Source organism: Amycolatopsis sp. FBCC-B4732 (assembly GCF_023008405.1).
GTDB lineage: Bacteria > Actinomycetota > Actinomycetes > Mycobacteriales > Pseudonocardiaceae > Amycolatopsis > Amycolatopsis pretoriensis_A.
This window is the reverse complement of sequence record NZ_CP095376.1, coordinates 9,015,199-9,033,062: the sequence shown is the minus strand read 5'-3', so window position 1 is coordinate 9,033,062 and position 17,864 is coordinate 9,015,199. Positions and strand designations below refer to the sequence as shown.

General features: G+C 71.8%; 18 protein-coding genes and 1 pseudogene. 7 read left to right on the top strand and 12 right to left on the bottom strand.

Annotation, left to right across the window (positions count from 1 at the left end):
- Positions 1–37: 37 nt before the first annotated feature.
- From groL to MUY14_RS40960, 5 genes are all read right to left on the bottom strand, one after another.
- Positions 38–1,666 (bottom strand): chaperonin GroEL, encoded by a 1,629-nt coding sequence (gene groL, locus MUY14_RS40980; protein ID WP_043776303.1) that lies wholly within the window; start codon positions 1,664–1,666, stop codon positions 38–40.
- Positions 1,667–1,947: 281 nt separating this feature from the next.
- A complete protein-coding gene (locus MUY14_RS40975; protein ID WP_247017823.1) occupies positions 1,948–3,453 on the bottom strand; it encodes a serine/threonine-protein kinase in 1,506 nt (501 codons plus the stop codon).
- Between the two features lie 130 nt (positions 3,454–3,583).
- Entirely contained in the window at positions 3,584–3,790 is a 207-nt protein-coding gene (locus MUY14_RS40970; RefSeq protein WP_003085446.1) for a cold-shock protein, read from the bottom strand.
- Positions 3,791–3,902: 112 nt separating this feature from the next.
- The gene (locus MUY14_RS40965) at positions 3,903–4,526 is read right to left on the bottom strand and encodes an AIM24 family protein (RefSeq protein WP_247017821.1); all 624 of its coding nucleotides are present in this window, start codon (positions 4,524–4,526) and stop codon (positions 3,903–3,905) included.
- A complete protein-coding gene (locus tag MUY14_RS40960) occupies positions 4,526–5,203 on the bottom strand; it encodes a TIGR00266 family protein (RefSeq protein WP_160700589.1) in 678 nt (225 codons plus the stop codon). The genes MUY14_RS40965 and MUY14_RS40960 overlap by 1 nt, the downstream gene beginning before the upstream one ends.
- A gap of 73 nt (positions 5,204–5,276) precedes the next feature.
- Here MUY14_RS40960 and glp point away from each other — a divergent pair, with 73 nt between their 5' ends.
- Complete coding sequence (glp, locus tag MUY14_RS40955; RefSeq protein WP_247017819.1) at positions 5,277–6,470, top strand: gephyrin-like molybdotransferase Glp; 1,194 nt, start codon at positions 5,277–5,279, stop codon at positions 6,468–6,470.
- Here the strand turns inward: glp and MUY14_RS40950 are convergent.
- Positions 6,424–7,676 (bottom strand): annotated as a pseudogene (locus MUY14_RS40950) (MFS transporter). The gene glp and the pseudogene MUY14_RS40950 sit on opposite strands and share 47 nt — an antisense overlap.
- Entirely contained in the window at positions 7,673–8,233 is a 561-nt protein-coding gene (locus tag MUY14_RS40945; protein ID WP_247017817.1) for a helix-turn-helix domain-containing protein, read from the bottom strand. Before MUY14_RS40945 ends, MUY14_RS40950 begins: the two are co-directional and overlap by 4 nt.
- A 72-nt stretch (positions 8,234–8,305) precedes the next feature.
- Between MUY14_RS40945 and MUY14_RS40940 the strand changes: the two genes are divergently transcribed.
- Positions 8,306–8,590: a GlsB/YeaQ/YmgE family stress response membrane protein gene (locus MUY14_RS40940; protein ID WP_247017815.1), complete on the top strand. Its 285-nt coding sequence runs from the start codon at positions 8,306–8,308 to the stop codon at positions 8,588–8,590.
- Positions 8,591–8,629: 39 nt separating this feature from the next.
- On the opposite strand, the gene MUY14_RS40935 is transcribed toward MUY14_RS40940, so the two are convergent.
- The gene (locus MUY14_RS40935) at positions 8,630–8,848 is read right to left on the bottom strand and encodes a hypothetical protein (protein ID WP_247017813.1); all 219 of its coding nucleotides are present in this window, start codon (positions 8,846–8,848) and stop codon (positions 8,630–8,632) included.
- Positions 8,849–9,105: 257 nt separating this feature from the next.
- Here MUY14_RS40935 and MUY14_RS40930 point away from each other — a divergent pair, with 257 nt between their 5' ends.
- A complete protein-coding gene (locus MUY14_RS40930; RefSeq protein ID WP_247017810.1) occupies positions 9,106–9,831 on the top strand; it encodes a phosphatidylserine decarboxylase in 726 nt (241 codons plus the stop codon).
- 3 nt (positions 9,832–9,834) lie between these two features.
- Positions 9,835–10,791: a CDP-diacylglycerol--serine O-phosphatidyltransferase gene (gene pssA, locus MUY14_RS40925; RefSeq protein ID WP_247017808.1), complete on the top strand. Its 957-nt coding sequence runs from the start codon at positions 9,835–9,837 to the stop codon at positions 10,789–10,791.
- 9 nt (positions 10,792–10,800) lie between these two features.
- On the opposite strand, the gene MUY14_RS40920 is transcribed toward pssA, so the two are convergent.
- Complete coding sequence (locus MUY14_RS40920) at positions 10,801–11,166, bottom strand: hypothetical protein (protein WP_247017806.1); 366 nt, start codon at positions 11,164–11,166, stop codon at positions 10,801–10,803.
- On the opposite strand from MUY14_RS40920, the gene MUY14_RS47405 reads away from it, so the two are divergent.
- Together MUY14_RS47405 and MUY14_RS40910 are read left to right on the top strand one after the other, a co-directional pair.
- Complete coding sequence (locus MUY14_RS47405) at positions 11,165–11,614, top strand: nitroreductase family protein (RefSeq protein ID WP_396126882.1); 450 nt, start codon at positions 11,165–11,167, stop codon at positions 11,612–11,614. The two genes, MUY14_RS40920 and MUY14_RS47405, sit on opposite strands and share 2 nt — an antisense overlap.
- A gap of 5 nt (positions 11,615–11,619) precedes the next feature.
- Complete coding sequence (locus MUY14_RS40910) at positions 11,620–13,887, top strand: AAA family ATPase (protein WP_247017804.1); 2,268 nt, start codon at positions 11,620–11,622, stop codon at positions 13,885–13,887.
- A gap of 70 nt (positions 13,888–13,957) precedes the next feature.
- Here the strand turns inward: MUY14_RS40910 and MUY14_RS40905 are convergent, their stop codons facing one another.
- Together MUY14_RS40905 and MUY14_RS40900 are read right to left on the bottom strand one after the other, a co-directional pair.
- Positions 13,958–14,599, bottom strand: coding sequence for a LytR C-terminal domain-containing protein (locus MUY14_RS40905; protein WP_247017802.1), 642 nt, complete (start codon positions 14,597–14,599; stop codon positions 13,958–13,960).
- On the bottom strand, positions 14,596–14,904 hold the full coding sequence (locus tag MUY14_RS40900; RefSeq protein ID WP_003101701.1) for a DUF3263 domain-containing protein: 309 nt from the start codon (positions 14,902–14,904) through the stop codon (positions 14,596–14,598). Before MUY14_RS40900 ends, MUY14_RS40905 begins: the two co-directional genes overlap by 4 nt.
- Before the next feature lie 154 nt (positions 14,905–15,058).
- Between MUY14_RS40900 and MUY14_RS40895 the strand changes: the two genes are divergently transcribed.
- Positions 15,059–15,637, top strand: a complete 579-nt coding sequence (locus MUY14_RS40895) for a peptide deformylase (protein WP_247017800.1) — start codon at positions 15,059–15,061, stop codon at positions 15,635–15,637.
- 42 nt (positions 15,638–15,679) lie between these two features.
- Here MUY14_RS40895 and MUY14_RS40890 read toward each other — a convergent pair whose 3' ends face one another.
- The gene (locus tag MUY14_RS40890; protein WP_247017799.1) at positions 15,680–17,845 is read right to left on the bottom strand and encodes a glycoside hydrolase family 15 protein; all 2,166 of its coding nucleotides are present in this window, start codon (positions 17,843–17,845) and stop codon (positions 15,680–15,682) included.
- Between the last annotated feature and the right edge of the window lie 19 nt (positions 17,846–17,864).

Below are 17,864 nucleotides of genomic sequence, written 5' to 3'. Positions count from 1 at the left end.
CGAAGCGGACCGGGCTTTCCCAGTCAAGCGACCGGACTCAGAAGTCCATGCCACCCATGCCACCGGACGGGTCGGCGGGAGCGGCCGAAGCCTTCTCCGGCTTGTCCGCCACGACGGCCTCGGTGGTCAGGAACAGCGCCGCGATGGAAGCGGCGTTCTGCAGCGCGGAGCGGGTGACCTTCGTCGGGTCCGGCACGCCGGCGGCGAGCAGGTCCTCGTAGACACCCGTGGCGGCGTTGAGGCCGTGACCCTGCGGCAGGCCCTTGACCTTCTCCACCACGACGCCGCCTTCGAGGCCGGCGTTGATCGCGATCTGCTTGAGCGGGGCCTCGACGGCCACCTTGACGATGTTGGCGCCAGTGGCCTCGTCGCCCTCGAGCTTCAGGCCCGCGAACGCGGCTTCGGCGGCCTGGATCAGGGCCACGCCACCACCGGCGACGATGCCCTCTTCCACGGCGGCCTTCGCGTTGCGCACCGCGTCCTCGATGCGGTGCTTGCGCTCCTTGAGCTCGACCTCGGTCGCGGCGCCGGCCTTGATGACGGCCACGCCGCCGGCCAGCTTCGCGAGCCGCTCCTGCAGCTTCTCGCGGTCGTAGTCCGAGTCCGAGTTCTCGATCTCGGCGCGGATCTGGTTGACGCGACCCTGGATCTGGTCGGCGTCGCCCGCACCCTCGACGATGGTCGTCTCGTCCTTGGTGATGACGGCCTTGCGGGCCTTGCCCAGCAGGGACAGGTCCGCGTTCTCCAGCTTGAGGCCGACGTCCTCGGAGATGACCTGGCCACCGGTCAGGATCGCGATGTCCTGCAGGATCGCCTTGCGGCGGTCACCGAAGCCCGGGGCCTTGACGGCGACGGACTTGAAGGTGCCGCGCATCTTGTTGACGATGAGGGTGGCCAGGGCCTCGCCCTCGACGTCCTCGGCGATGATCAGCAGCGGCTTGCCGGACTGGATGACCTTCTCCAGCAGCGGCAGGACGTCCTTGACGGTGGAGATCTTGGAGCCGAAGAGGAGGATGTACGGGTCCTCGAGCTCGGCTTCCTGACGCTCCGGGTCGGTCACGAAGTAACCGGAGATGTAGCCCTTGTCGAAGCGCATGCCCTCGGTGAGCTCGAGCTCGAGACCGAAGGTGTTGCTCTCCTCGACGGTGACGACGCCTTCCTTGCCGACCTTGTCCAGCGCCTCGGCGATCAGCTCGCCGATGGTGCGGTCAGCGGCCGAGATCGAGGCGGTAGCAGCGATCTGCTCCTTGGTCTCGATCTGGACGGCGGCCTTGTGCAGCTGCTCGGTGATGGCCTCGACGGCCGCCTCGATGCCGCGCTTCAGGCTGATGGGGTCGGCGCCGGCGGCGACGTTGCGGAGGCCTTCCTTGACGAGGGCCTGCGCGAGCACGGTGGCGGTGGTGGTGCCGTCACCCGCGACGTCGTCCGTCTTCTTGGCGACCTCCTTGACGAGCTCGGCCCCGATCTTCTCCCACGGGTCTTCGAGCTCGATCTCCTTGGCGATGGAGACACCGTCGTTGGTGATGGTCGGCGCGCCCCACTTCTTCTCGAGCACGACGTTCCGGCCCCGCGGGCCGAGGGTCACCTTGACGGCTTCGGCGAGGGTGTTCAAGCCGCGCTCAAGACCGCGGCGGGCGTCCTCGTCGAACGCGATCAGTTTGGCCATTGCGGTGTGGTCCTCCGGTATTGGGCGCCACCGCCGCGCTGTGGTTCTTGCAGCGGCGGCAGCAGGACTCTTTCCTCGGCCAGGCTCGGTGCCCGCGACGGACGACTGGACCCGGGTGGGGGTCAGCCTCACCGTCCCGACCTTTGGCACTCGACGGCGTCGAGTGCCAACACCGTGTTTAGCACTCTCGGGGGGAGAGTGCAAGAAGACCTGCTCAGCGCCGCACGATCTCGCGAGCCACCGAAGCCGTGAACGACCCGTTCACGGCGTCCGGGCCGCGCTCAGTTGCTCGGCTTGATGCTGATCGACGTCGGGGGCGCGTTCAGCGAGGACGTCGGGTTGCTCTGCGAGTCCCCGCCCGGGCCGACCGGGATGTTCGGGGCCGTCGTCTGGCCGCCACCGCCGCCGTTGTCGTCGCCGCCGAACAGGAAGATCGCGCCCACCACCAGGCCGGCCACCACGACCAGCCCGAGGACGATGAAGATCCACTTCTTGCCGCCGCTGCTCTTCGGCTGGTGGAACGCGCCCGCGCCGCCCGCGGGCATCGGCGGGCGCAGGCGCATCGGGTCCTGGCCGTAGCCGGGCGGCGGGCCTTGCGGGGGCATGCCCGGCTGCTGCGGGTAGCCGTAACCCTGCGGGGGCATGCCCTGCGGCGGCATCCCCGGCGGGCCCTGCTGGGGGTAGCCGTACCCGGGCGGCGGGCCCTGCGGCGGCATGCCCGGCTGCTGCGGGCCCTGCGGCGGCATGCCCTGGGGTGGCCCCTGCGGCCCGGGCTGCTGGCCGTAGCCGGGCTGCTGCTGTCCTCCGTACGGGTGCACGGGGGCCCCCTCTCCCTGCGGTGCGCTGTTCTGGTGCGGCCCCTGTTGTACCTGACCAGCACGGTGCGGCGCGGGGATTCCGCCCGAATGGGACCCGGGCGGGCCCGGCGGGGTGTCGGAGGTAGCCAGCGGGCCGAGCGCGCGGCGGGCGGCCGCGACCATCTCGACGCAGCTCGGGTAGCGGTCGGCCGGGCTCTTCGCCATCCCCTTGCGGATGACCTCGTCGATCGACGGCGGCAGCGCGACGGCGCGCGAGATCGCGGGCGGTTCGCCGTTGAGGTGCCCCTTGATCACCGTCGGCACGTCGCCCTTGAACGGCGGGCTGCCGGTGAGGCACGCGTAGAGGACGCACGTCAGCGCGTACTGGTCGGTGCGCCCGTCCAGCGGCTCGCCGCGCAGGTGCTCCGGCGCCGCGTACGTCGGCGAGCCGAGGAAGTCGCCGCCGCGCGTGCGGTGGCCGGTCGCGCCGCGGCGCGTCAGGCCGAAGTCGGCGACGTACACGTGCTCGCGCGAGGTCTCCTTCTTCGTCACGAGCACGTTCGCCGGCTTGACGTCCAGGTGGACCAGACCACGGTTGTGCAAGGTGTCGAGGGCGTCGGCGACCTGGTCGAGCATCGTCAGGGTGCGCGCGGGCGCGATCGGGCCGCCGGCGATCAGGCCGGCGAGGTCACCGCCGTCGACCATCCGCATGGCGATGTACAACATGCCTTCGAGCTCGCCGAAGTCGTACAGCGGCACGACATTGGCGTGGTCGATCGCGGAGGTGTTGCGCGCCTCGTCGACGAACCGCTCGCGGAACTCGGCGTCGGCCCCGAGGTGGTCACCGATGACCTTCAGCGCCACCTTGCGGCCGAGACGCACGTCCGTGGCCTTGTAGGTGACGCTCATGCCGCCCTTGCCGAGCACCCCGTCGATGCGGTAGTTGCCCAGCCGGCGACCGGTGAGGTCCCCCGACACATCGCCTGTCACGCCCGCAGCCTAACGCCCCAGGTTCAGCGCTTCCCGGGGGTTCGCCGATCAGGTGAGCGAGTCGCTGTGCCAACCCGGGGGTGCAACCCCCGGACCCCGCCCGGGGGCCCGCCCCCGGACCCGGAAGTGGCTAAGAAACCTTCCGCACGTCGGCTGCCTGGCTACGACCGTCACGGCCCGACTGCACTTCGAACTCGACGCGATCGCCTTCGTCCAAAGTGCGGAATCCTTCGGACTGGATGGCCGAATAGTGGACGAAGACGTCCGGGCCCTCCGTCGATTCGATGAAGCCGTAGCCCTTTTCCGAGTTGAACCATTTGACGGTGCCGACAGCCACGGCGCCCTCCCTCAGCACAAAGGATCCGCTGGCCCGAGCGGAGGCCAGCGGCGGAAGTGCCAATCACGCTACCGGAATTATTCCCCTCGGCAATGGGCAATTCGTCCGAAGATCACGTGCCCGAAAGGCGTCTGTTCCGCGCGTGCACGAGCACGGTCCCCGGACCCGCGAAGTCGACGGCGAGCCCTTCGCCCGTGCGCAGCGACTGCGGGCCGCCCGGGTCGAGCGCGCGCAACCGGCACTGGACGCTGTCCGGGTAGGCCAGCAGGTAGTCCGGCCGGACCGTGACCAGCTCGCCCTTGCCGAGTTCGAACGCGTCGACCGGGCCGGGCGCGGCGAGCACGAGCGGCCCGGTTCCGCTGTAGTGCTCGAGGAACCCCGAGTCGGCGCCGAAGAGCTGCTGCAACGGCGTCCAGTTCGGGTCGTGCCGGACCGTCGAGGGCCGCACCAGCACCGCGTCGCGGTGCACCGACCAGCCCGTGCCGCCGCCGACTTCCAGCGGGTAGACGTCGCCGGGGCGCAGCGGCGCGAAGTCGATCCAGCCGCCGTCGGACGGCGCGGTGTAGACCACCGTCGTCGCCTTGCTCGCGCGGACGCCGCCCCGGCCCACCGGCGTCTCGGTGACCCCGAACCGGCTGGCGAGCAACGTTTCGGGCGACGCCTGCACGGCCTCGCCCGGGTCCAGCAGGACGCGGGCGACGCCGAAACCGGGCGTGTGCCGGGTCTGGACGCGCATCAGCGGGACGGGACGTGCGAGATGATCCAGCTGACCAGTGCGGACGGGTTGCGCGTCTGCGTCATGATCTGGCCGGGGCCGACGAAGTCGAACACCAGGCCTTCGCCGCTCTTCATGGACTGGATGATGCCCGTCGCGACCTTCCGGATCTGGTACTGCACGGTGTCGGCGTACGCGACGACGTGCCCGGTGTCGATGGTCACCATCTCGCCCTGCTGCAGCGTGATGGTCTCGACCGCGCCGTAGCAGGAGACGAGCAGCTGGCCCTGGCCGGTGGCGTGGGTCAGGAAGCCGCCCTCGCCGCCCATCAGGTTCTTCATCCCGCCCCACTTGGTCTCGGTCTGCACGCCGTGCGACGACGCGAGCCAGCAGCCGCGGGTGACGGCCCAGCCGGTGCGGCCGTCGAGGGGGACCACCTGGATGTCGCCGGGCAGGTTGGCCGCGACGTCGACCCAGCCGCCGTTCTGCGGCGCGGTGAAGGTGGAGATGAAGAAGGACTCGCCGCCGAGGAACGCGCGCCCCAGGCCCTTCATGATCCCGCCCTGCGCCTGCGACTGGACCTGCACGCCGTAGCTGGTGGCCATCATCGCGCCGGATTCCACCTGGCACGGCTCCCCGGGCGCCAGCATCAGCCGGGCGACGGCGAACGAAGGCTGTTGACGGACCTGAACCTGCATGCTTGCTCCCCATCGGCGTGCTCGTGACGGGGCAGAGTCTTGCACGACCCCCGAAGGCGGGGAGGATGGTCCGGTGATCTCCGTCGACGACTACCGCGACCGCGTCGCCGAGCTCCTCGGCACCGCCCCCGCGGCCACGCTGCCCCTCGCCGCCGCGGCCGGCCTCGTGCTGGCCGAGGACGTGCGGGCCGGCGTCTCCCTGCCGCCCTTCGACAACTCCGCCATGGACGGCTACGCGGTCCGCGCCGCCGACGTCGCCACGGCGCCGGTGACCCTGCCGGTGGCCGACGACATCCCGGCGGGCCGGGTCGACGTCGGAACCCTCGAACCGGGCACCGCGCACCGGATCATGACCGGCGCCCCGCTGCCGCCCGGCGCGGACGCCGTCGTGATGGTCGAGGACACCGACGGCGGCACGGAAACCGTGACGATCTCGGCGCCCGCCCGCGAAGGCGCGCACATCCGGCGGACCGGTGAAGACGTCGTCGCCGGCAGCGTCGCGCTGCACGCCGGGACCGTGCTCGGCCACTCGCAGCTCGGCCTCGCGGCCGCCGTCGGGCTGGCCGAGCTCCGGGTGCACCGGCCGTTGCGGGTGTTGATCGCCTCGACCGGCACCGAGCTGATCGACGCGCCCGCCCCGCTGCGCCACGGCCAGATCTACGAGTCCAACAGCGTGATGCTCGCCGCGGCGATCCGCGAACTCGGCTGCGAGGCCGACGTCGTCCGCAGCGTCGTCGACGACGTCGAGGAGTTCCGCAAGGTCATCGAGCCGAAGCTGGCCGACGCCGACCTGCTGGTGACGTCCGGCGGGGTCAGCGCGGGCGCCTACGAAGTGGTGAAGGACGCGCTGACCGGCCAGGGCGTCGAGTTCGCGAAGATCGCGATGCAGCCGGGCGGGCCGCAGGGCTGCGGGCGCTGGCAGGGCGTGCCGGTGGTGACGCTGCCCGGCAACCCGGTCAGCGTGCTGGTGTCGTTCGAGGCGTTCCTGCGCCCGGCGCTGCTGACGGCCATGGGCCACACCGACGTTTCGCGGCGGCGCGTGCGGGCCCGGCTGACCGAGGAGATGTCCTCGCCCGCCGGCCGCCGCCAGTACCGCCGGGGCGTGTTCACGCCGTCCGACCGCGAGGTCACCGGCGTCGTCGGGCCGCGCGGCGGGCCGGGCTCGCACCTGCTGGCCGCGTTCACGCAGGCCAACTGCCTGATCGTGCTGCCGGAAGACGTCACGTCGGCAGCGGAAGGTCAAGAGGTGGACGTGCTGCTGCTCTGACCGGGAAGTCGCGCAGCTTCCCGTAGGGCGCCAGCAACGGCAACGCGACGATCGACATCGCCGCGGCGCACCAGAGCGTCTCGCGGATGCCGATCGTCTCGCCCAGCACGCCGCCGAGCACCCCGGCCAGCGGGATCGTCCCGTAGTTGACGATCGACGTGCTGGAGTTGACCCGGCTGAACAGCCCGGGCGGGGTGTACTGCTGGCGGAACGTCGTGGTCAGCACGTTCCCGGCGACGACCCCGGCGCAGACGCCGAACTCGGCGAGCACGAACAGCGCCAGGCCCAGCCGGGGCCGCTCAACGGCCCGAACAGCAGCATCGGGGCCGCGACGACCTCGCACAGCAGCCACGCGCGCGCGGCGCCGAAGCGGGCGGCGAGCCGTCCGGCCAGTACCGCGCCGAGCACCCCGCCGGAGGCGGCCACCGCCAGCACCAGCCCGACCAGGCCGGGTGCGGCGCCGAGCGTGCGGGACAGGTACACGATCTGGATGGCCTGGTAGCCGGTGAGGGCGAGGTTCGAGACGGCGCCGAAGGTCATCAGCGACCGCAGGTACCGGTCGTGGACGACGAACCGCAGCCCTTCGGCGATCTGGCTGCGCAGCGGCGTCCGGACGGGCGGGACGACGGTCTCGCGCACCTTGATCGCCCGCACGCACAGCACGGAGACACCGAAGCTGACCGCGTCCGCGAGGATCCCGCTGACCGGGCCGAACGCCTGCGCCAGCAGCCCGGCCACGCCCGGACCGGCGACCTGCGTCGCGGATTCGCTGCCCTGCAGCTTGGCGTTGGCGCCGAGGAGCTCGCCGGGCCCGACCAGCGCCGGGAGGTAGGCCCGGTAGGCGAGGGTGAAGAAGACCTTCGCGATGCCGCCGAGCAGCGCGGCCGCGAGCAGGTACGGCATGGTCAGCGCGCCGAAGCCGGCCGCGAGCGGGACGCTGCCGAACACCGCCATCGACACCGTGTTGCAGAGCAGCATGACCGGGCGCTTCGGCAGCCGGTCGACCCAGGCACCGGCGGGCAGGCCCACCACGAGCCACGGCAGCCAGGCGACCGCGGTCAGGAGCGCGACCTGAAACGTGCTCGCCTGCAGCGTGACCACCGCGACCAGCGGCAACGCCGTGCTCGCGACCATGCTGCCGAGCATGCTGGTCGTTTCGCCGGTCCAGAGCAGCCGGAAGTCCCTGTTCCCCCAGAGCCCCTTCACGGCTTGCCCAGCGACGCCCGCGCGGCGAAGAAGACCGGACGGCGCTCGACGCCGTCGCCGGGTTCGGTGCGGTTCTCGAACTCGCCGATCAGCAGGAAGATCCGCTCGTTGAGCTCGTCGAGCTCCTCCTTCGACAGCCGCACCCAGGTGTCGATGCTGAACGGCGCCCCGCGCCACTGCTCGGGGTAGGACTCGCGGCTCGCGATCCACTCGCGGGCGACCGCGGTCTGGTGGTCGAGCACGAGGACCTCGGCGGCTTCGGCGACCGGGTCGCCGGGGAAGTCGGCCGCGGCCCACCGCAGTGTCTTCGCGCTGCGCTTCCACCACCGTTCTCGCTGGTCACGGGCCAGTTCCGGGGCCACCTCGACGAGCTTTGCCGCGGCCAGGACCTTCATGTGGTGGCTCACGTTGCCGACCGCCTGGCCGGTCTTCGCGGCCAGCATCGACGCGGTCGCCGGGCCGTCGAGGTGGAGCAGTTCCAGGAGCCGGCGGCGCAGCTGGTGCGACATGGCCGCCAGCACCTTCGAATCCCGGATCTCCCGGATGTCTTCGGTCATGACGCACAAGAGTAGTTGTACAAGAGTTCTTGTGCAATAGCTCTTGTGCATCCGCTCGCGTAAGCTCGCGCCATGGGTTTCGTCGCATGGGTCATCTTCGGCGCGATCGTCGGCTGGGCCGCGAACCTGGTCGTCGGCGGCCGGGAGCGGCGCCGGCAGGGTTGCCTGGTCAGCGTGCTCGTCGGCGTGGTCGGCGCGGCGCTCGGCGGGCTGGTCTACCGGCTCGCGACGGGCCAGGCGAAGACGTTCGACTTCGACTTCCCCAGCTTCGGCGTGGCCGTCCTCGGCGCCGTCGTCCTGCTGGCGATCCTGCGGCTCGTGAACGGGCTCGGCCGTCGTCCGAGTGACCGTTGGTAACTTTTGCCGGACGAATCGTGATCGTCCGGCCCTCAGCCGCTAGACTGCTTCGTCACGCGCATTGCCCGGTGGCCGGGTGCATGCGCCGTCGGGGGGCGGATGCACCCGGCCCCCATTTCTCTTCGCTTCGATGACGACGTCGACGGCGTGCATGGGGGCCACCAAGGACGGCAGCGGCACTTCGTCGATCTCCGCGCGCCACGCGCCGAACAGCTCGGCGAGGCGGACGTCGGCCGGATCGCGGTGGTCGGTCATCATCCCCTCCTCACTGGGTCCACGGGGCCGCGCGGCAGCGCCCCGAACGGCATCAACTACCCAGAGTCATCGGTGAAATCGACCTTCCGTTACCGGGATGTGGTCGCTCCCACCCTTCGCGGTGACCCCCTCGCGGAGGAGCCACCGAGGGGGACTCGGACACGCTCACCTGGGGCAGCGGTAGCGTGGGGGCGCCCGTACGCGGCGGCCGGACCCCGGCGCCGACCCGATCTTCCGACACGAAACCAGGGGACCCGACCATGAGCGGCACCCGGCCGGAATCCGCCGGCAATCCCGTCGCCCACGCCCTCCAGCTGGCCCGCGAGACGCTGCCGCCGATGCACCCGGCCGGTCGCCCGTTCGTGGCGGGCGGCGCGGTCGCGACGCTGGTCGCCCGCCGGTTCTCCAAGCGCCTCGGCGTCCTCGGCGCGCTCACGACCGTGGCGATGGCCGCGTTCTTCCGCGAGCCGAAGCGGGTCCCGCCGCCGCGTGACGGCGTCGCGCTGGCCTCGGCCGACGGTCTCGTGTCGCTGATCGAGGAAGCCGTCCCGCCCGCCGAGCTGGGCCTGCCCGCCGAGCCGCGGATGCGTGTGTCGGTGTTCCTCTCGGTGTTCGACGTGCACGTCCAGCGCGTGCCGGCGAACGGCGTGATCGAGCGCGTCGCCTACCGGCCGGGCAAGTTCCTGTCCGCCGACCTGGACAAGGCGAGCGACGACAACGAACGCAACTCCGTGCTGATGCGCACCGAAGACGGCCACGAGCTCGTCGTCGTGCAGATCGCCGGGCTGGTCGCGCGCCGCATCCTCTGCGAGATCCGCGAGGGCGACAAGGTCGGCGCCGCCGCGACGTACGGCATCATCCGCTTCGGCTCGCGGGTCGACCTCTACCTCCCGCCGGGCTCGACCGTGCTGGTCAGCAAGGGCCAGCGCACGGTCGGCGGCGAGACCGTGATCGCCGAACTCCCTGCCGCGCTTGCGAAAGGCTGATCGATGGTCCGCGTGACCACCCCCGGTGTCCGGCTGCTGCCGAACGCCATCACGGTGCTGGCGCTGTGCGCGGGCCTCTCGGCCGTGCAGTTCGCGCTGACGAAGAACTACGCGATGGCGATCGCCTCGATCGGCATCGCCGCGGTGCTCGACAGCCTGGACGGCCGGATCGCCCGCCTCCTCGACGCGACGTCGAAGATGGGCGCGGAGCTGGACTCGCTGTCCGACGGCATCTCGTTCGGCGTGGCCCCGGCGCTGGTGATCTACGTCTGGCAGACCGGCGCGGACCGGATCGGCTGGGTCGCGTCGCTGATCTTCGCCGTCTGCATGATCCTGCGGCTGGCCCGGTTCAACACGCTGCTGGACGACACCGAGCAGCCGGCGTACGCGAGCGAGTTCTTCGTCGGCGTCCCGGCCCCGGCGGGCGGCCTGCTGGCGATGCTGCCGCTGGTGGCGTACCTGCAGTGGGGCGGGGGATGGTGGTCTTCGCAGTACGTCGTGTGGGCGTGGACGATCGCCATCGCGGCCCTGCTGATCAGCCGCATCCCGACGCTGTCGCTGAAGACGGTCAAGGCCCCGGCCAAGGCGATCGCCCCCCTGCTGCTCGGGGTGGCCCTGCTGGCCGCGGCGATCATCCAGTTCCCGCTGGTCGCGCTGCTCGTGGCGATGATCCTGTACCTGGCGCACATCCCGTACTCGGTCTACCGGCACCGCTGGCTGGCGGCGCACCCGGAAGCGTGGATGGTCCCGCCGCGCGAGCGCCGCGCGATCCGCCGCGCCCGCTCCCCACGCCGGCTGGGGCTGCGTCCCCCGCTGCGCCGCCGGGTCGCGGGAGCGGCGATGCGCGCGGTCCGGCTCCCCCGCACGGGCGAGACGGTCCGCGTACCGCGCAGCACGTCGGAGAACGGCAACGGCCAGCGGCGCCGGTCCTGGCGCCAGATCGGCCTGCGCCGCAAGTAGCCGTGGCCTTCACGGCGTCGGCCGCAGCCCACCGACCAGCCGGTCAAGCTGGTAGCCGAAGTCCTGCACGCAGTCACCCGATTCCAGCGCGGGCCGGACGCGGTGCAGGCTCGGCAGCTCCGCGGCCGTCACCACCCGCCGGAACCACGCGCCCACCGGCTCGGCCCGCTCCGCCTGCGCGGCGCCGGTCCCCGCCGTCCCCGTGAGCACCGAACCGAACAGCATCCCCAGCAGCGACCGGTAGCTGCGGGCCGCGGCTTCCTCGGCGAACCCCGGTGAAGCTCGCGTGCTGCCCCGCGGCGAGCGCTCGAAGACCCGCGCGGTGAGCCCGTCCAGCAGGTCACCCTTGTTCTCGACGTGGTTGTAGAGCGACATCGCCTCGACGCCGGCCGCGGCGAAACCGTGCTCACCACCACCCGATCGGTCCGCCGCAAGCTCGACCTCGACCGCGAAGTGCCCCAGGAGGTGCTGGACGACTGCCTCCGCGTCGCCCAGCAGGCGCCGGCCGCGGGCAGCGGAGTACGGCCACCTCGTCGAGGAACGGGCCCTGAAGACCGCCGACTTCGGCTCCGCCCACCCCGCCGTCCGGAGCTTCCAGCTCGCCCTGCGCGCTCGCGGTCTCGGCAGTTCCAGCTGCGGCTACCACCTGCAGGACCACGAATCCGACGTCGCCGCGCTGCTCGGCATCCCCGACGACGTCACGAAGATCAGCCTGCTCGCCGTCGCGTACCCGACCCAGCGCGACTTCCGGCCCGCCGCTCGCCCGGCCGTGCGGGACATCGCCTACTTCGACGCCTGGGAGCGCACCGGCTCGCTAGGGTGAACGGCGTGAGCCACCCCCAGATCACGCTGACCGTCCGGCACACCCCGTCCGCGCTGGACACCCGCCGTGGCGTCGTGCGGTTGCACCCCGAAGTCCTCGATGCGCTGGGCCTGCGGGCCTGGGACGCCGTGCACCTCACCGGCGCGCGGGTCAGTGCCGCGCTCGCCGCGCCCGCCGATGCGGCCGGGGTGCCCGGGGTGCTGCTCACCGATGACGTCACCATGTCGAACCTCGGGGTCACCGAGGGCTCGGAGGTCGTCGTCGCGCCGGCCGAGGTCGCCGCGGCGCGGACCGTGACCGTGGCCGGGTCGCGGCTGGCCAGCGTCTCGGTCAGCCCGCACATGCTGCGGCTCGCGCTCATCGGCAAGGTGCTCACCGTCGGCGACGCCGTTTCGCTGCTGCCGCAGGACCTCGCGCCGACGCCGGGGTCCGACCCCGCCGGGCTGCGCGGCCAGCTGTCGCGGGCGATCGGCGCGACCTGGACCAACGAGCTGCTCACCGTCACCGCGACCGAGCCCGCCGGCACCGTCGCGGTCGGACCGTCCACAGTGGTCGTCTGGCGCGACGGCGCGCGGCCGGCCGCCGAGCCCGCCGCGCCCCGGACGGCGACCGCTCTGGTGCGCACCTCCGCCGTCACCGCGGCCGAGGAGTGGATCGACGCCGAGATCGTCGAAGACGAAGTCAGCGTCGAGGAGGTCGTCGAGCCGGCCGTCCCGCTCGCGGACCTGATCGGCGCCGAAGCCGCCGCGCGCAAGCTCGGCGAGTGGTTCGACCTGGCCTTCCACCGGCCCGAGCTGCTCGCGCGGCTCGGCGCGCCCGCCCACCTCGGCGTCCTGCTGTCCGGGCCCGAAGGCGTCGGCAAGGCGACGCTCGTCCGGTCGGTCGCGAGCGAGGCGGACATCCGCGTGGTGCCGCTGGCCGCGCCGAACCTCGCCGTGCTGGACCCGAACGTCGCCGTCGCGCGCCTGCGCGAGGCGGTCCGCTCCGCCGACGGACCCGCGGTGCTGCTGCTCACCGACGTCGACGCGCTGCTGCCCGCCGCTTCCCCGCCGCCGGTCGCCACGGTCGTGCTGGAAGAGCTGCGGACGGCGCTGCGGCGCGGGCGGTTCGCCGTCGTCGCGACCACCGCCCGCGCGGAGTCCGCCGACCCGCGGCTGCGCGCCGCCGACCTGCTCGACCGCGAGCTCGGCCTGGCCCTGCCGGACGCGAAGACCCGGCGCGAGCTGCTGAACGTGCTGCTGCGCGACGTCCCGCTCGACACCGGCATCGACTGCGGCGTCCTCGCCGAGCGGACGCCGGGGTTCGTCGCCGCGGACCTGATCGCCCTGCGCCGGGACGCGGCGCTGCGGGCCGCGCTGCGCCAGCGCGACACCGACGAGCCGCGGATCTCGCAGCAGGACCTGCTGGACGCGCTGGCCACCGTCCGCCCGGTGTCGATGTCCACTTCGGACAACCTGGCCACCGGCGGGCTGACGCTGGACGACGTCGGGAACATGGTCGACGTCAAGCAGTCCCTCACCGAAGCCGTGCTGTGGCCGCTGCGGTACCCGGACTCGTTCGCGCGCCTCGGCGTCGAACCGCCGCGTGGCGTGCTGCTCTACGGGCCGCCCGGCGGCGGCAAGACGTTCCTCGTGCGGGCGCTCGCGGGCACCGGCGCGCTGAACGTCTTCGCGGTCAAGGGCGCCGAGCTGATGGACAAGTGGGTCGGCGAGTCCGAACGCGCGGTGCGGGAGCTGTTCCGCCGGGCCGCCGAGGCCGCGCCGTCGCTGATCTTCCTGGACGAGATCGACGCGCTGGCCCCGCGCCGCGGCCAGTCGTCGGACTCCGGCGTCGCCGACCGCGTGGTCGCGGCGCTGCTCACCGAGCTCGACGGCGTCGAGCCGATGCGCGAAGTCGTCGTGCTGGGCGCGACGAACCGGCCCGAGCTGGTCGACCCGGCGCTGCTGCGGCCGGGCCGGCTGGAGCGCCGCGTCTACGTCCCGCCGCCGGACAGCGAATCCCGCGCCGCGATCCTCGCCGCCAGCTCGAAGAACACGCCGCTGGCCTCCGATGTGGACCTCGCCGAGGTGGCGTCCACTCTGGACGGTTACTCCGCGGCCGACTGCGCCGCGCTGATCCGCGAAGCGGCCCTGACCGCGATGCGCGAGTCGCTGGAGGCCCGCGAAGTGACGGCGGCGCACCTGGACGCGGCCCGCAAGACGGTCCGGCCCAGCCTCGACCCGGCCCAGCTCGCGGCACTCGAGGCCTACGCGAAAACCCAGGTCGCGGACTGACCGCTCACTTTGCGCCACAAAGCGGCACTTTCGTCATGAAAGTGCCGCTTTGTGGCGCAAAGTGAGCGGGTCAGCTGCCCTTGTGGCCCGACTCGTAGTTGTTCGTCACGATGACGATCACGCCCGGCGTCGCATCCTGTATCCCCGCGAAGCGGGGCTCGGCCTTGAAGCCGAACTCCTGGGCGAGCTGCTTGGCCGCCGCTTCCTCGTCGGTGCCCGGGCGGAAGTACGCCGTGGTCGCCGGGATGACGCCCTGCGAATAGTTGCTGACCTCGGTGACGTTCCAGCCCGCGCCGGCGAAGTCGTCCTTCGCACGGGCGGCGAGGCCCTTGATCGTCGAGTTGTTGAACACCCGGACGGTGACCCACTTGTTGGACGCCTGCTGGTCACCACCCGGCTGCCCCGGCTGGCCCTGCCCCGGCTGGCCCTGCGTGGGCTGGCCGCCGGGCGGCGGGGTGGTCGGCGGCGCCGGGGACGTGGGGTTCGCCGACGTCGACGGCGGGGTGGCCGTCGACGACGTGGCCGGCGGTGCCGACGTCCCGCCCGAGGTACCCGGCGGGTTCGCCGACGACGTGCCGCTCGGCCCGGCTTCGTTGGAACCGTCACCACTCAACGCGGAGATCCCGCCGACGACGGCGGCCACGATGGCCACGCCGATCAACGCGACGCCCGCGGCTTTCATCGGCCGGGACATACCCGAAAACACACTCATTTCAGCTCGATCCCCAGTCGCCGGGCGCCTCGCTTGCGCTGCCGGGCGGCGCGCGTCTTGCGCAGCCGCTTCACCAGCATCGGGTCCGCCTCGATCGCCTCCGGCTTCTCCAGCAGCTTGTTGAGCAGCTGGTAGTAGCGCGTGGCGGACAAATCGAAGCGTTCGCGGATGGCGTTCTCCTTCGCCCCGGCGTGTCGCCACCACTGACGTTCGAAGGCGAGGATCTCGACCTCGCGTTCGGTCAGGCCGGGCACGGGCTTCGGCGGCGACGGCTGCGGCTCAGCCATCGACTCCGCGGCGTCCATCCGAGTCCCTCTCAATCGGGCGTATGGCGAATCAGACCTAGCTCTTCCGCGGGCGCCATTCAACCACGGAAGCGGCCGCCGACGTGGGCATCGACCCCGGCGCGTCACGGTCTGATGCAGGTCTACCAGAGGGGTCCGACTAAACTGGCTCGCCGTGACCATCCACCCCATCGTTATCGCCGGCGAACCCGTGCTGCACCAGCCGACTCGGGAGATCACCGAGTTCGACGGCAAGCTGAGCACGCTCGTCGACGACATGTTCGAGACGATGTACGCCGCCGAAGGCGTCGGTCTCGCGGCCAACCAGATCGGCCTCGACCTGCGGGTGTTCGTCTACGACTGCCCGGACGACGAGGGCGTGCGGCACAAGGGCGTCGTCGTCAACCCGAAGCTCGAAACGTCGGAGATCCCGGAGACCATGCCGGACCCGGACGACGACTGGGAGGGCTGCCTCTCGGCGCCCGGCGAGTCGTACCCGACGGGCCGCGCGAAGTGGGCGAAGGTGACCGGCTCCGACATCGAGGGCAACCCGATCGAGGTCGAGGGCACCGGCTACTTCGCGCGCTGCCTGCAGCACGAGACCGACCACCTCGACGGCTACATCTACCTCGACCGCCTGGTCGGGCGGCACGCCCGCGCGGCGAAGAAGATGCTCAAGCACAACAAGTGGGGCGTCCCGGGCAACAAGTGGCTGCCCCCGAAGACCCCCGAGGACGACGGCGCCGTCATCTGAGACCGCGAAGGGCCCCTCGGTTCCGAGGGGCCCTTCGCCGGTTCAGCAGCCGAGGAAGTGGCAGCGCACCACCTTCGGCGTCTCCAGCACCGAGCCCGCCTTGACGTCCTGGGCGAGCCGGACGTACTGCGCGTGCGTCCAGGCCAGCGGGGTCGCCGACGCGTTGGGCGTGCCGACCGGGAACCCGGTCTGCCCCGACGGCGGGTTCTCGTCCCACACCTGCTCCGGCATGGTCTCCGCCGAGCTGCTCACCCGGCCGAGGTCACGCAGCCGCCGCGCGGCCGACGCCGGGTCGCCGAGCGTCAGCTCGTACTCGCCGCGCTCGCCGGCGAGCAGCGGCCACAGCCGCCCGAACGTGGTGCGGCTCCCGGCCGGGAACGTGTAGTCCCACGGCGAACCGTCGGCCTGCTCGCCGTAGCCGTCCTTCGTGTACCGGTGCCAGAACTGCCCGGTGGGCGTCGTGAACGCGATGTCCTTGTCGGTGACGCGAATGCTGTTCTCGATCACCGGGTCGTCGGCCCGGTAGACGCCGAGCCGGACGAGGTCGAGGAAGCCCGCGTCGGTGACCGCGCGCTGGTCCATCGTGACGCTCGAGTTGCCGAGGTTGTACGTCGTCCCCGCGTTGGCGTCGGCGTCCTTGGTCAGCCGGACGAAGTACGGGTCCTTCGACAGCGGCCCGTTCGTGGTGATCGTCTGCTTCGGCAGGTCGGCCTTGAACTTGTCGGCCGCGGCGAGGTAGCGGGCGGCGTCGGCCGGAGCTCCGTTGTGCGAAGCCAGATCCGCGGCGCAGACCAGTCCGGCGATCACCGACGCGATGGTCGACGGGGACCAGCCGTCCTGCTCCTCCCAGCGCTCCTGCTGCGTGTACGGCGCCGGCTGCCCGTTCGGGCCGGCGTAGCCGATGATGAAGTCGGCGGCCTTCCGGACGCCGGGCCACAGGTCGTTGCGGCCGAGCTGCTGGGCCAGCACGATCGGGAAAGCGGTTTCGTCGAGCTGGATCGACGTCCAGTACGGCACGCCGTCGACCCGGCTGTTCTGCGGCATGTGCCCGTCGGCCTGCTGCTGCGTGCCGAACATGTAGCTCACCGCGCGGTTCGCGGCCCCCTGGTCGCCGCCGGCGGCCAGCCCGGTCGCGATCTGGTAGAGGTCACGCGGCCAGACCAGGTGGTAGGTCCCGGACGGCGACCACTCCGGGTCGTTGTTCCCGAACCGCCAGGGCATGCTCGGCGACGCGATGAAGGCGCCCGGGTGGTGCTTGTCCTCGCTCGCGGCCAGCGTCAGCATCGACGCCTTGTAGAGGTCGCGCTCGGCGTCGGTCTTCAGCGACGACGGCGGCTTGCTCACCCCGCGCAGGTACTGCTCCCAGCCGCGGTCGTACGCGCGCGTGACGTCGCGGACGCCGCGGCGCTGCGACGCCTGCGCGCTGCCGAGCGCGTCCGGCGCCTTCGCGCCCATGCCGAGCGCGAGGGTGACGTGCCGGTTCCGGAGCCCGTCGGCGCTCGTCTGCCCGGTCAGCACGACGTTGCCCTTCGCGGCGGTGTCGTAGCTCTTCAGCTTGAAGGTCTTCGTGAGCTGCGTGGTGCCGTCGGAATTGCCGGCGTAGCCGACGCTGGTCTTCGTGAACGCGGGCTTCGCGGTGAGCGCGGCGGCGTTCGCGGCATCCTGCGCGGTGAGCACGTCGCCCTTGCGCGCGGCCGAGTCGTCGGAGCCGTCGTTGGTGAGGTCCGGGTCGGCGATCGCGTAGAGCTGGTAGGGCCGCCCGGTGAGCGACTGGAAGTCGACGTCCACCAGCACGGTCGTGGCGGCCGGGTCGGTGACGTAGGTCTTGCGGAGGCGCCAGCGGTGCTGGTCGTCGGTGATGGTCTGCTCGTAGGTCAGGCTGTCGTCGTCGGTCCGCCGGACCTGCTGCGACTTCGCCGCGTGGTCGAGGTCGGCGAAGCTGCGGCCGTCGGTGACGACGAAGTTCAGCGAGCGGACGCTGGGCGTCGACAGGTCCGGGTAGTAGACCTCGGACAGCTGCCCGCCCTGGAGGGTGAACCAGACGTTGCTCGAGCGGTCGTGAGCGGTGCCGAAGCCGGTCTTGTTCGCGGGCAGCCAGCTGGGATGGGCGCCCGGGGCGCCGGGAGCATCCCCCTGGGCCGCCGCGATCCCCGGGATCAGACCGGTGACCAGCAGCCCGGCGAGGGCGCCGAACATGAGTTTGCGCATATCAACCCCACAGAAGATC